Below are 16,194 nucleotides of genomic sequence, written 5' to 3' on the forward strand. Positions count from 1 at the left end.
ATTATACAAAATGAGGTGCTCCAATGTCGGTATTTAAAAATCAGGAAACGTACTGGGATAACCTGTTTGATGAAGATGACAGCCTAAGCGCATTCCCTTACTTTAAAGCAGCAGATAAGGCGCCATTGGCCCGTACCGGCTATCAGGAAAAATGCATCTGCCGTTCCTTATCTCCGAAAGTATCCCAAAGAATAATCACAATGTCTAATCATTCTGAAGTGGCAGCCTATTTGATTTTATTGGCAGGTATTGAATGCTTGTTGTATAAATATACGGATCGAACGCGGCTGATTCTTGGCATTCCAACGGTATCGAAGCAAAAAAGCAGCCAGTCAGCCGTTAACACCATTGTCCTTTTGAAAAATACGCTTTCAAGCCAGAGCACGTTTAAAACCGTATTCGAGCAACTGAAAGAAGCCGTTAATGATTCGCTGAAAAATCAAAACCTGCCGTTTCGAAAAATGGTTCAGCATCTGAACGTGCAATACAATGATGAGCGTATGCCGTTGATTCATACCGTCGTTTCACTTAACGAAATTCATTCCTTGCAATTTAAAGAAGATGCTGCAACCGATACACTGTTTCACTTTGATTTGGAGAACAACGGGATTCATTTGAAGCTTTTTTATAACGGCAATCTGTACAATGAGCGCTATATGGATCAAATTGTATCTCATTTGGATCAACTGCTGTCTGTGATCTTATTTCAGCCTCAAGCTGCGATCCATACGGCAGAGGTCATACCCGAAACGGAAAAACAGAAACTATTATTTGATTTTAATGACACCAGCGCAAATTATTCCGGGAGCAGAACCGTCTATCAGTTATTTGAAGAGCAAGCAGAAAGAACGCCTGATCATGCAGCCGTCAAGTTCAAAAACTGCCATTTGACATACAGGGAATTGAATGAACAGGCCTGCCGTTTGGCAAGAACATTGCGTAACTGCGGAGTTCAAGCCGATACGTTAGTCGCCATTCTGGCTGATCGTTCATTAGAGATGATCGTGTCTATTATAGCCATTTGGAAGGCGGGGGGCGCTTATGTGCCCCTGGACCCTGAATATCCAAAAGAGCGGCTTCAATATTTGCTTCATGATGCGAATACAGATGTTCTCCTTGTTCAGCGTCATTTGAAAAACAGCCTCACCTTTGACGGACCGACGATCGATCTGAATGATGAAGCATCTTACCATGCCGATTGCTCATTGTTATCACCCATAGCGGAACACAACCATTTAGCCTATGTCATTTACACCTCGGGCACAACAGGAAAGCCGAAAGGGGTCATGGTTGAACACGGCGGCATTGTGAACTCGCTCCAGTGGAAAAAGGCGTTTTTTAAGCATTCTGCCAAGGATCGAGTGCTTGTCTTGTATCCCTATGTTTTTGATGCATTCATTTTAAATTTCTTCGGCCCGCTAATCTCGGGTGCAACCTTGCATCTTTTGCCGAATGAAGAGAATAAAGACCTTTTCGCCATTCAAAATGCCATGAAACAAGAGAGGATTACACATTTTTCAACTTCTCCCCGTCTTCTGAAAACGATGATCGAACAGATGAATGCAGAGGACTTCATTCATGTTCAGCATGTTGTTGTAGGCGGTGAGCAGCTGGAACTAGATACAGTTGAGAAGCTATATTCTCTGCAGCCTCACATTCGAATCAATAATGAATACGGACCGACAGAAAATAGCGTGGTATCTACATTTCACCCTGTCCATTCCGCTGATGAACAGATCACAATCGGCAAACCGGTGGCCAACCACCAAGCCTATATTTTAGGAGCGCACCATCAAATCCAGCCGATCGGCGTACCCGGAGAGCTGTATGTCGGAGGAGCCGGCGTGGCCCGCGGCTACCTCAATCAGCCTGAATTAACGGAAGAAAAGTTTGTTCAGCATTTGCTCCTCCCTGGTCAAAAGATGTATAAAACGGGTGACCTCGCCAGATGGCTGCCAGATGGAAGAATCGAATATTTAGGGCGAATCGATCTTCAAGTGAAAATTCGTGGCTACCGTATCGAGATCGGCGAGGTAGAGGCAGCCTTGTGCAATCTTGAAAAAGTTCGTGAAGCTGCAGTCGTTGCGCGGGAAGCCGAAGACGGAGCCAAGCAATTGTATGCCTATTATGTCGGCGAGCCTTCTTTGTCCGTTGCGCAGTTCAGAGACGATTTGTCCCGTAAACTGCCGGATTATATGATTCCCTCCTATTTTATCCATTTGGAACACATACCGCTCACTTCCAATGGGAAAATTGATTTGAAAGCTTTGCCTGCTGCCGAAGAAAAAACGCGGACGGATAACGAATACATAGCCCCGCGAAACTCAACAGAAGAACTGCTGGCGTCCATCTGGCAAGAAGTATTAGGGGCAGAGCGTATAGGAATTCTGGATAATTTCTTTGATTTTGGCGGAGATTCGATTAAATCAATTCAGGTGTCTTCGAGATTGTATCAGGCCGGTTACAAGGTGGATATGAAGCATCTGTTTAAATACCCCGTGATTGCTGAACTAAGTCAGTTTGTAGTGCCGCTCGGCAGAATGGCTGATCAAGAGGAAGTGAACGGCAGGACAAGTCTGACCCCGATTCAGCATTGGTTTTTTGAACAAAAAATGCCGAATGCACACCATTACAATCAGGCCGTCATGTTATATTCGGCGGAAGGCTTTAAAGAGGCTTCGCTTCGCCGGACGATGGAACGCATCGCCTCGCATCATGATGCCTTGAGGATGATTTTTGAAAAAACGCCGAATGGATATGCTCCGCGAATTACAGGCACGGATGAAAGTGAATTATACCATCTGGAAGTGATGAATTATAAAGAGGAAACAGATCCGGCTCAAGCAATTGCCGATAAAGCGAATGAGATTCAAAGCAGCATGGTATTAGAACAGGGGCCTTTGATGAAGCTTGGTTTGTTCCAATGTCCGGACGGAGATCATTTGCTGATTGCAATTCACCACTTGACGATTGACGGAGTATCCTGGCGAATTTTACTTGAGGATTTTGCAAGCGGTTATGAGCAGGCAGAGCGCGGACAAACGATCCGCCTCCCGCAAAAAACAGATTCATTTCCATTCTGGGCGAATCAATTGTCCAAGTATGCGGCGGAAACCGACATGGAACAGGAGATTGCTTATTGGACTGAGCTGTCAAGCATGAAACCGCAGCCATTGCCCAAGGACAACAACGGCAAAGGTTCGTTATTAAGAGACAGCGAAGAAGTGACGATTCAATGGACAAAAGAGGAAACAGAGCAATTATTAAAACAAGCGAATCGCGCCTACAACACGGAGATCAATGATCTGCTGCTGACTTCATTAGGACTCGCCGTTCACAGGTGGACTGGCATAAAAGACATTCTCGTGAATTTGGAAGGCCACGGGAGAGAACCGATTATTCCGGATGCAGATATTTCCCGGACGATAGGATGGTTTACAAGCCAGTACCCTGTCGTACTGAGGATGGAAGCCGGAAAAGATCTGTCGCAGCGGATTAAGATCGTCAAAGAAGGACTGCGCCGTATTCCTGATAAAGGAATGAATTACAGCATCATCAAATATGTATCCGGGCGTCCGGAAGCCGCCAGTCTGCAGCTGAATCCGGAAATATCGTTTAATTACTTGGGGCAATTTGACCAAGATCTGGAGCATCAAGCTTTACGCATATCGCCTTTTTCCACAGGGTTATCGATGAATGAAAACCAAGAGAGAACGGCCGTGCTTGATTTGAACGGCATGATTGCTGAAGGGAAATTATCGATAACACTGAGCTACAGCAACAAACAATACGAAAGATCGACTATGGCGCAATTTGCGCGAAAATTGAAAGAAAGTCTGCAAGAAGTCATTGCGCATTGCGTAAGCCGGCAGCAGACTACCCTGACGCCAAGTGACATTCTGTTAAAAGATATCACAATAGACGAACTGGAACAGCTCTTGGAGCAGACGCGTGAATGGGGCGAAGCAGAAAATATTTATCCATTAACACCGATGCAGAAGGGTATGCTGTTTCACAGCTTGTTTGACCCGAGTTCAGGTGCCTATTTTCAGCAAACGATGTTTGATCTGCATGGAGATCTGGATATTGACTCATTTTCGAAAAGCTTGGATGGCTTATCACAAAAATATGATATTTTCCGCACGAATTTTTACAGAGGCTGGAAAGATCAGCCGCTGCAAATCATATTCAGAACGAAAAAGATCGGTTTTGAATTCATTGACTTACGTGAGATGAAGGAATCACAAAAAGAAGAGATGATTCAGGAATATGCCAGAAGAGATAAGTTACAGGGGTTTGACTTAGAAAGAGGCGCGTTAATGCGGTTACTCATTCTTCGTACGGATGACGCGACATACCGTTTTATATGGAGTTTTCACCATATTTTGATGGACGGCTGGTGCCTGCCGCTGATTACAAAAGAAATATTCGAGCATTACTTTGCCTTGCTTCAGCAAAAGCAGCCTGAACAACCGTCGATTACTCCGTACAGTCAATACATTGAATGGCTCGGCCGGCAAGATGCAGAAGAGGCCATGCGTTATTGGGATCAGTATTTGGAGGGATATGAAGAGCAAACCATCCTCCCTAAGGATCACCATGTGGCGGAAGATGAGCGATACATTCCGGAGAAAGTGACATGTGAAATAAGCACCGACCTCACTTTGAAAATGAAGCAGACGGCCGGCAAACACCATGTTACGCTGAACACGCTGCTGCAGACGGCATGGGCGGTTTTGCTGCAGAAATATAACCGAAGCCGAGATGTTGTTTTTGGAAGTGTTGTATCCGGAAGACCGGCTGGAATTCCAAACGTGGAAACCATGATTGGCTTATTCATTAACACCATTCCCGTCCGGATCCGATGTGAAGCCGGGACAACGTTTACCGAACTTATGAAAGAAGCGCAGGAAAAAGCAGTAGCGTCTCAAAAATTTGAGACGTACCCGCTATACGATATTCAAGCACGTACAACGCAAAAGCAAGATTTAATTACACATTTAATGATTTTCGAAAATTATCCTGTAGATCAGTATATGGAAAGCATAGGCCGGCAAAACGGATCATCCATCACAATTTCCAACGTGCAAATGGAAGAACAGACCAACTATGATTTTCATTTGACCGTTGTACCGGGCGAAGCGATGAACATCTATTTTGAATACAATGCCAGTGTGTATGAACGCTCAAGTATAGAGCGGATTCGGGAACATTTCATGCAAATCTTGCATCAAGTCATGACAGATGCGGATATCCAGGTGGAGCAAGTGGAATTGTTAACGGAAGACGAAAAAAGAACCCTTCTTCATACTCTTAACGACACGGCTGCACCATTTCCGAAGACGCCGGTTTATCAATTATTTGAAAAACAATCGCAGCGTACGCCCGATCAAGCGGCCGTCATCGATAAGGACAGGGAGCTCACGTACGGAGAGCTCAATAAGCGGGCAAACCAACTGGCGCGAACGTTAAGAGCGAAGGGCGTACAGGCGGATCATCCTGTGGCTGTCATCAGCAGAAACAGTATCGAATCAGTAGTCGGGATCCTTGCCGTTTTAAAATCAGGCGGAGCCTACGTCCCTATAGATCCGGAATATCCGCAAGACCGCATCCGGTATATGCTGGATGACTCTCAAGCCGGAATCGTTTTGATGCAGCGAGATGTCAGGGAACAGCTTGCCTATGAAGGCGTCACGGTTTTACTGGATGATGAAAGCTCGTATCACCAAAATGACTCTGACCTTGCACCGATAAGTGATGCTAGCCATTTGGCATATGTCATTTATACGTCAGGTTCCACAGGCCGGCCAAAAGGCGTATTAATCGAGCACCGAGGCTTGACCAATTATATTTGGTGGGCGAAAGAGGTTTATCTAAAAGGCGAGAAAACCAACTTCCCGTTGTATTCGTCAATCTCTTTTGATCTAACGGTGACTTCTATTTTCACACCGCTTGTCACAGGCAATACGATCATCGTCTATGACGGAGAGGACAAAACAGCACTGCTTGCATCGATTGTGCAGGACCCGAGGGTGGATATCATTAAATTGACGCCGGCCCATTTACAGGTTTTGAAAGAAATGAATATCGCCGATAAAACGGCTGTCCGAAGAATAATTGTGGGCGGGGAGAATCTAAGCACCCGGTTAGCCCAAAGTATTCATAAACAGTTCGAAGGCCGAATTGAAATATGCAATGAGTACGGACCGACGGAAACCGTTGTCGGCTGCATGATTTACCGTTACGATGCCGTGAAGGACAGGCGGGAATCGGTACCGATTGGAACGGCTGCAGCAAACATGAGCATTTATGTGCTGGATGAGAATATGAAACCCGCGCCGGTCGGTGTCCCAGGAGAAATCTATATCAGCGGCGCCGGTGTGGCAAGAGGATATTTGAACCGGCCGGAATTGACGGCAGAGAAATTTGTCGATGATCCGTTTGAACCCGGAGCCAAGATGTATAAGACCGGAGATTTGGCGAAGTGGCTGGCTGACGGAAACATTGAATATGCGGGCAGAATGGATGAACAAGTGAAAATCAGAGGCTACCGTATCGAATTAGGCGAGATCGAGGCGGCACTGCATCAAGAAGAAGCGATCAAGGAAGCTGTTGTTACAGCTAGAGAAGATATCCACGGGTTTAAACAATTGTGTGCATATTACGTGAGCGGCGGGCAAATAACGGTTTCCCGGCTCCGGAAACAATTGTCTCATACTCTGGCAAGTTATATGATTCCGGCCTATTTTATCGAGCTGGATGAAATGCCTTTAACCTCCAACGGAAAAATAAACAGAAAAGGGCTGCCGGCTCCGGATTTCGGGCTGCAGGACAGAGCAGAGTATAAGGCTCCCCGAACAAAAGTGGAAGAAATATTAGTTTCCGCCTGGGAAGCTGTATTAGGTGCAGAGAACGTCAGTATTCTGGATAATTTCTTTGACCTTGGCGGAGATTCTATTAAATCAATCCAAGTGTCATCAAGATTAAAACAGAGCGGATACAAAATGGAAATCAAAGACTTGTTTCAATATGCAACGATTGCCGATTTGAGTCCGCATATCAAGCAGAATCTGCGTATAGCCGATCAAGGTGAAGTCAAAGGAAAAGTCAGCCTGACTCCTGTTCAGCATTGGTTCTTTGATCACATAACGATAGAACCGCATTATTATAATCAAGCCGTCATGCTGTATGCACCGGAAGGTTTTCGGGAAACGCCGCTTCGTCAAACCCTGCAAAAGCTTGCAGAACATCATGATGCGCTCCGCATGACATTCCAGCAGACGGAAAAGGGATACGAGGCACAGATTGCAGAGATTGCTCAAAGCGGGCTGTACCACCTTGAAGTCCTGAATCTGAAAGCAGAATCCGACCCGGGGCAGACAATTGAAGCCAAGGCTAATGAGATACAAGGCTGTATGCGTTTATGTGACGGGCCGTTAATGAAGGCCGGATTGTTTCAATGTGCAGATGGAGATCACTTGCTGATTGCCATCCATCATTTGATTGTAGACGGGGTTTCATGGCGCATTTTATTGGATGATATGGCTAATGGTTACAAACAAGCTGAGAACGGGCAAGTGATTCAACTGCCGCAAAAAACAGACTCTTTCCAATTATGGGCCAAGAGGCTTTCAGAATATGCGCAAAGTGAAACCATAAAACAAGAACAGGAATATTGGACAGAGATCGAACAAACCGATGTGAAACCGTTGCCTAAGGATTTTCATGAAACACATACGACCTCAAAGGACAGTCAAACGGAAACCGTGGAATGGACTATAGAAGAAACGGAGCTGTTATTAAAACAAGCGAATCGCGCTTATAACACTCAAATAAACGATTTGCTTTTAACCTCTCTGGGTCTTTCCATATCGCATTGGTCAGGACTTGAACAGATTCCGATACATTTAGAGGGACACGGAAGAGAACAGACGATTCAAGATATGGATATCTCCCGTACGGTTGGATGGTTCACAAGTCTGTATCCGGTTGTGCTTCACGCGCAGCCAGGCAAAGAAATCTCTGATTATATCAAGATGACCAAAGAAGGACTGCGCCAAATTCCGCATAAAGGGATCGGATATGGAATAGCAAGGTACTTAAGCGGGTCAATGCCATCAAAACTGAATCCGGAGATTAGTTTTAACTACCTGGGGCAGTTTGATCAAGATTTGCAGCAGCATGCGATTCAATTATCCTCCTACTCCTGCGGTTCAGACTCAAGCGGGAATCAAGCCAGACCGTATGTATTGAATATAAACGGAATGATAACCGAGGGCCGGCTGAGGATTGCGATCAGTTATAGCAGCAAACAGTACGCAAGAGAAACGATCAAGCGGCTATCGGAAACGATTCAAAGCCGCCTGCGGACAATCATTACGCATTGCGTTCATAAAGAACAATCGGAACTGACACCAAGCGATATTTTGTTAAAAGGCATGACCATTGATGAATTGGACCAGCTCCTCATTCAACTGCCGCATTCAGGTGAGATCGAAAACGTGTATCCGCTCACTCCGATGCAGAAAGGAATGCTCTTCCACAGCTTGCTGGATGAGGCCACAAGATCTTATTTTGAACAAGCATCGTTCGATTTGCAGGGAGAGTTAAAGATTGATTGGTTTAAAGCAAGCTTGGAACGATTATTTGAAAAATACGCCGTGCTCAGAACCCGTTTTTACAGCGGCTGGAACGATACTCCTTTACAAATCGTCTATAAAACACAAAAACCGCAAATTTATTTTGCAGATTTGCGTGACATAGAGGAGCACCGGCGTGAGGGTAAAATCGCTGCCTACCAAAGAGAGGACAAGGCAAAAGGATTTGACTTGACTCGGGATCCGCTGATGCGCATAGCGATTTTCCGTATGGAAGACCGCAAATATCATTTGATTTGGAGCTTTCATCATATTGTCATGGACGGCTGGTGCCTGCCACTTATCACGAAGGAAGTGTTTGAGCATTATAGCGCCTTGCAAGAAGGCAGGGAAACAGAACCACCATCTGCAGCTCCTTACAGCGACTATATCGAGTGGCTTGACCGCCAAGATCAGGGAGCTGCCAAACGGTACTGGAGCGAGTATCTTGAAGGGTATAAAGGTGAAACCAGGCTTCTTCATAAAACACCGCAGCATGAACAAAAAGAATACGCTTATGCCAATGTGATCTGCCAATTCGATCACGAACAGACAAAACAATTACAGCAGATCGCAAATCAGCATCAAGTGACATTAAATTCGTTGATCCAAACATTGTGGGGGGTTTTATTACAGAAATACAGCGGGTCCGGGGACGTTGTATTTGGCAGTGTCGTGTCCGGAAGGCCGGCGGAAATCCCCGGTGTGGAACAGATGATCGGCCTGTTCATCAATACCATTCCGGTTCGCATCCGCTGTGATGAGGACAGCTCTTTTGCTGAAGCGATGCAAATGGTTCAACAAAAGGCATTGACTTCCCAAGCATTCGATACCTATCCTTTATATGAAATTCAGACAAAAACAGAACAAAAGCAAAACCTGATTGACCATATCATGATCTTTGAAAACTATCCGATAGGACAACAAGTTGAACAGGCAGGCCATCATGATGCGGGACTGGACATCATGAATTTTCATATGCAAGAACACTCCCACTATGATTTGAATGTGGTTGTCATTCCTGGCGAAAAGCTTGCCATCCATTTCGGTTTTAATGAAAACGAATATGAAAAATCAGAAGTGGAGCGGCTCCGCGGGCATTTTGAACAGCTCATGCAGCAAGTATTGCAGCAACCGTCTGTCAAAATAGAAGAATTGGAGCTTCTGACTCAGCAAGAAAAAGAACATCTGCTCAGTCGTATTCAATCTAACGAGATGGATTACCCACGTGAACAAACGATTCATGAGTTGTTCGAGGAACAAGCGCATCGTACACCTGACCATGCGGCGGTTGTATTCGAGGGTAAACAATTAACCTACGGAGAACTGAACCGGCGATCCAATCAGCTAGCGCGAACCTTGCAGGCAAAAGGAGTGCAGGCGGATCAGCTTGTCGGCATTATGACTGAACGCTCTCTGGAAATGATTGTAGGCATTTTAGGGATTTTAAAAGCGGGCGGAGCATATTTGCCGATAGATCCTGATTCTCCGCCTGAACGCATCCGTTATATTTTAAGTGATTCGGGCATCAGCGTATTGCTTTATCGTGAGAAGCTGCAGAATAACATCGGCTTCCCAGAGACATATATCGATCTCATAGAGGAACATGCCTATCACGAAAAAGACAACGGCCTTGCGCTCTCTTGTCAGTCGAGTCAACTGGCCTATGCCATTTATACTTCCGGTACGACGGGCAAGCCTAAAGGCGCGTTAATTGAACATCGCCAGGTCATTCACCTGATTGAAGGACTTCGCCGCCAAGTTTATTCTGCCTATGATGCGGAGCTGAATGTAGCCATGCTTGCTCCATATTATTTTGATGCTTCTGTTCAGCAAATGTATGCTTCCTTGTTGTTAGGACATACCCTGTTTATTGCTCCAAAAGAGGTCGTGTCAGACGGTGCAGCATTATGCCGTTACTATCGGCAGCATTGCATTGACATAACGGACGGAACACCTGCCCACTTAAAGCTCTTGATAGCTGCAGGTGATTTGCAGGAAGTCCCGCTTCGGCACCTTTTAATCGGAGGAGAGGCTCTTTCCAAAACAACGGTAAATAAGCTCATGCGATTATTCGGCGATTATGGCGCTGCGCCTTCGATCACCAATGTATATGGGCCTACAGAAACTTGCGTAGACGCGTCCCTGTTCAACATAGAATGTTCTGCCGATGCTTGGGCACGCAGTCAAATTCATGTTCCTATAGGCAAGCCGTTAGGCAGCAACCGCATGTACATTCTTGATTCAAAAAAGCGGTTGCAGCCTGTGGGCGTTCAAGGCGAGCTGTATATTGCAGGGGACGGTGTCGGGCGGGGCTACTTGAACCTGCCGGAACTAACGGATGAAAAATTTGCTGCCGATCCGTTTGTCCCGACGGACCGAATGTATAGAACCGGTGATCTGGCCCGCCTTATGCCGGATGGAAATATTGAATTTATCGGCCGGATTGATCATCAGGTGAAAATTCACGGTTTTCGGATTGAACTCGGTGAAATCGAATCGGTAATGCTGAACGTTTCTGATATTCGAGAAGCCGCCGTAATTGCCCTTGAAGATAAATATGGAGAATATTACCTATGCGGATATTATGCTGCGGATAAGCCAATACAAATCAGTGAACTTCGCGAAAGTCTGGCCCGGCATTTACCGGGATATATGATACCGGCTCATTTTGTGCAGCTGGATAAGATACCGCTGACGCCAAACGGGAAGCTGAACCGTCAGTTATTACCGGTTCCGGTCAAAAAGCGGGACAGAGGCATAGAATACGTGCCGCCGCAGACTTCGGCAGAAATCCATCTGGCAGCAATTTGGCAGGATGTTCTCGGTTTAGAGCAGGTGGGGATCCGAGATAACTTCTTTGATATCGGCGGACACTCCCTGCGGGCAACGGCGCTCATTGCAAAGATACAAAAGCAATTGCATGTCCAAATTCCTTTGCGAAACGTGTTCCGTTTCCCAACCATTGAACAGCTCGCGCGGGAAATCACGACGATGGAGCAAACCGGGTATGCCGGGATTCCTGCAATTGAGAAAAGACCATATTATCCGGTATCTTCGGCGCAAAAACGATTGTACATTCTCAATCATCTGGAAGGCGGAGAACTCAGTTACAACATGCTAGGTCTGATGGCTGTCGAAGGTAAATTTGATCGTGATAAGCTGCAGCAAGCCTTCCTCGCACTGATTCAACGTCATGAATCTTTGCGCACCGGTTTTAAAATGGCCGGCGGAGAACCTGTTCAGTATGTCTTGGATCACGCAGAGTTTGAAGTAGAGTGGTATCAGGCAGAAGAAAATGATGCAGGCCTTTATATCCGCCAATTTATTCGCCCGTTTCATCTGGAGAAGCCGCCGCTGCTTCGTGTGGGGCTGATTGAACTTCAACCTGACCGCGGAATTCTGCTGTTTGATATGCATCACATTATTTCTGACGGAACATCTATGAGCGTATTGATTAAAGAATTTATTCGGATTTATGAAGGAGAGACATTACCGCCCCTGCGCATCCAGTACAAGGACTACGCAGTATGGCAGACCGGAGAAGCGCGGTTAAAACAGATCCAAAACCAAGAAGTCTATTGGTTAGAGCTGTACAGCGGCGACGTTCCTGTCCTTCATATACCTACCGATTATAAACGACCGTCGGCACGGGATTTTGCGGGAGCTACGATGCATTTCACGCTTGATAAGCAAAAAAGCGAAGGATTAAAGCAGCTCGCATCCCAAACCGAATCTACTTTATATATGGTGCTCCTTGCGTCTTATACCTTATTGCTTTCAAAATACAGCGGCCAGGAAGACATTATTGTTGGCAGCCCAATAGCGGGGAGACCGCATGCGGATTTGGAACCCATTATCGGAATGTTTGTAAATACACTGGCGATGAGAAATCACCCTGAAAAAGGGAAGACGTTCACTCAGTATCTGTCCGAGGTGAGGGAGAATGCTTTGAAAGCTTACGAGCATCAAGATTACCCTTTTGAAGCGCTGGTTGATCAACTGGATATTGCTAGAGATTTGAGCCGTAATCCGTTGTTTGACACCATGTTTGTGCTTCAAAACACGGAGCAGGAACAGTTAGATATAAATGACGTAACTTTCAAACCATACCCAAGCGAACATACGATGGCTAAATTTGATTTAACCTTAACGGCTGTGGAAGAAGACTCGGGTATTCATTTCACGATGGAATACTTGACGGCTCTGTTTAAACCGGAAACGATCGAACGTATGATGGGGCATTTTGTGCAGCTGATTGATTCGATTATCAAACAACCTGAGGCCGAGCTGGCTGATTTGGATATGATAACCCAAGAAGAGAAGAGTGAAATTCAGAAACTCTTTAACGATACTGCAACCGCAGAAAAACGTATTCCGCCAACGATTCATCAACTTTTTGAGCAGCAGGCTGAGCTTAACCCAGACCATGAAGCCGTCCTGTTTGAAAATCAGACTCTGACTTATCGTCAGCTGAATGAACGTTCCAATCAGCTGGCGCGCGTCCTTCAAGATAAGGGTGTAGGCACAGATCAGGTGGTTGCCGTTCTCACGGATCGCTCAGCAAATATGATGATCGGCATTTTAGCCATATTAAAGGCCGGCGGAGCATTTCTTCCTATCGATCCGGAACTTCCTGATGAACGGCGGGCTTTTTTGATGAAAGACAGCGGCGCCGGTGTGCTATTGACTAGTGCAGGTCATGCCATTCCGCCGCTCTTTGAAGGGGAAGTTCTTCTGCTTGACGATCCGTTACTATATCAAGGTGGGACAGATAATCTTCAACTTTCCTATTCGGAAAATGACTTAATGTACGTCATTTACACATCTGGTACAACAGGAAAGCCAAAAGGGGTTCAATTAGAACATAAAACGATGACGAATCTGTTCGCATATGAACGAGATCATACGCAGCTGCGTTTTGACAGAGTGCTGCAATTTGCTGCCATGAGCTTTGATGTCTGCTATCAAGAAATTTTCTCCGCGCTTTCAAGCGGAGGGACACTCTGTATCATCAGCAATGAGGCAAAACGGGAAATACGTCAGTTCAATGATTTTGTCAGAACGCACAGGGTACAAACAGCATTTCTTCCGACCGCGTTCCTTAAGCTCCTTGGCTCGGAGAAACACTATTTCGAACCGTTTGCCGAGTGCGTGGATCACATTATCGCTGCGGGAGAACAGCTCATCGTAACAAGTATACTGCGTGACATACTGGCGCGCCACCATGTCACTCTTCATAATCATTACGGTCCGTCGGAAACGCATGTCGTGACCATGTATACCGTTGATCCGGATATTGATCAGGAGCTTCAGCCGATCGGCAAACCGATTTCAAATACGGAGATTTTCATTTTAAATGAGGCCGGAACGCTTCAGCCTGTCGGGATCGTCGGTGAGCTTTGTATTTCCGGGGTTAGCTTAGCCAGAGGTTATCATAACAGGGAGTCTTTGACGCTCGAAACATTTGTTCCGCACCCATATGACAAGAAACAACGAATGTATAAAACAGGTGATCTGGCCCGTTACCTTCCCGACGGAAACATTGAATATGCGGGAAGGATGGACCATCAGGTCAAAATCCGCGGTTACCGGATTGAGCTCGGCGAGGTGGAAGCCGCTCTGCTAAGCATCGAGCATGTTCAGGTAGCCGTTGTCCTGTCAAAAGAAAATGCAGATGGACAAAACGATTTGTATGCCTATTTTACAGCGGAGCAATCATTGCCGATCAGTCAGCTAAAAGAAAAACTTGCTGATCAAATACCGGGCTACATGATTCCTTCATACTTCATCCAGCTGGAGGTACTGCCGTTAACCTCCAATGGAAAAGTAAATCGAAGAGCATTACCGATTCCTGAAGTCGGTTTGCAAACCGGGACTGACTACGTCGCTCCGCGGACGAGTATGGAAGAGAAGCTGGTATGCATCTGGCAAGACGTTTTGAAGGTAAAAGAAATAGGCGTGAAAGATAACTTTTTTGATCTGGGCGGCCACTCGTTACGGGGAATGACGCTCGTTGCCAAAATCCATAAGCAATTCAATAAAAGCATTTCATTAAGAGAAGTATTTCAATATCCGAAAGTTGAAGAAATGGCAAAGGCCATTGCTGAAGCTGAAGCCTGCGGACCGGATTATATTCCGGCTGCCAAAGAAAAAGATGTCTATCCTGTATCCTCCGTGCAGAAGATGGTTTACCTGTCAACACAGATCGAAGGCGGCGAACTTAGCTACAATATGCCGGGAATCCTTGCATTAGAAGGAAAAATCGATATGAATCGCTTACAAACCGCTTTCCAAAGACTGATCCAGCGTCATGAGTCGCTGCGCACCGGATTTGAAATGATCCGCGGAGAACTGGTGCAGGTGATCAAACCGCAAATGGAGTTCTCTATGGAAAGGTATAAGGCAGCACCTGACGAGGTTGAGGAACTTTTCCGCGCCTTCGTGCGGCCATTCGATCTCAGCCAGGCTCCATTACTTCGGGCTGGACTCATCGAGTTGGAACAAGACCGGCATATTTTTATGTTTGACATGCACCATATCATTACGGACGGCGCCTCCATGAATATTTTTGTCGAAGAACTGATTCAATTGTATGACGGCAGAGAGTTAGCTCCGCTCCGTATTCAATACAAAGACTTCACTGAATGGAAGCTGCAAAAAGAGCAAAGAGAACGAATCAAGAGGCAGGAAGAGTATTGGCTGGGTGTATTTCATGAGGAGCTTCCGTCATTCGAGCTGCCGAAAGATTTTGCGAGGCCGCCGGTGAGAAGCTTCGATGGGAAGCGGCACAATTTTGTGCTCGATAAGACTGTCATCCAAGGTGTAAAGCAGCTGGAAGAATTGACCGAATCGACCGCTTATATGATTTTGTTTTCGGCCTATTCCATACTGCTGGCTAAATATAGCGGCCAGGATGATATCGTCGTCGGTACACCTATTGCGGGGAGAATGCATGAAGATTTGCAACATATCATCGGAATGTTTGTAAATACATTAGCCATCCGTACCGCTCCGATGGTGGAAAAGACATTTATGGATTATATAACGGAAACAAAAGAAACAATGCTGAAGGCTTATGAAAATCAAGAGTATCCTTTTGAAGAATTAGTTGAAAAACTGGGTGTGAAACGGGACTTAAGCCGCAATCCATTGTTCGATACGATGTTTGTCATGCAAAATACGGAACAAACGGATATTGAGGTAGACTCTCTCGCCGTCAGACCTTATGAACAAACAAATACGGCTGCCAAGTTTGATTTACAGCTGACCTTTGTAATAGACCAGGATGAGATACAAGGCAGCTTTGATTACTGCACGAAGCTATTTAAAAAGAAAACCATATCTGTATTGGCCAAGGATTACGTCATGATCCTCTCGGCGATTTTACGAAATCCATCCATTCCTTTAAGAGAAATTCAATTAAGCGAAAAAGTAAACAAAAGTAAACACCTCGCAAGCACAATCGAATTGGATTTCTAATAATGGCCGGCGCGGCTGTCCCGGCACGAATGCCGCGGCTGCCGCAAGCCGCCTTCAAAACAGGAATGAAACCAAC

General features: G+C 45.8%; 1 protein-coding gene. It reads left to right on the forward strand.

The genetic code is table 11. From position 1 onward, the window contains the following. The first annotated feature begins 23 nt into the window (after positions 1-23). Positions 24-16,118 carry a non-ribosomal peptide synthase/polyketide synthase gene (locus LWH95_RS16125; protein WP_232919976.1) on the forward strand — a complete coding sequence of 5,365 codons (16,095 nt, stop codon included), beginning with the start codon at positions 24-26 and terminating at the stop codon, positions 16,116-16,118. Positions 16,119-16,194: the final 76 nt, after the last annotated feature.

Origin of the sequence: Bacillus sp. G16 (assembly GCF_021282335.1) — a bacterium.
In the GTDB taxonomy this organism is placed as follows: domain Bacteria; phylum Bacillota; class Bacilli; order Bacillales; family Bacillaceae; genus Bacillus; species Bacillus inaquosorum.

Excerpts from the sequence above, each read along its gene's own strand:
- LWH95_RS16125 (WP_232919976.1), top strand. The coding sequence starts at position 24 with ATGTCGGTATTTAAAAATCAGGAAACGTACTGGGATAACCTGTTTGAT.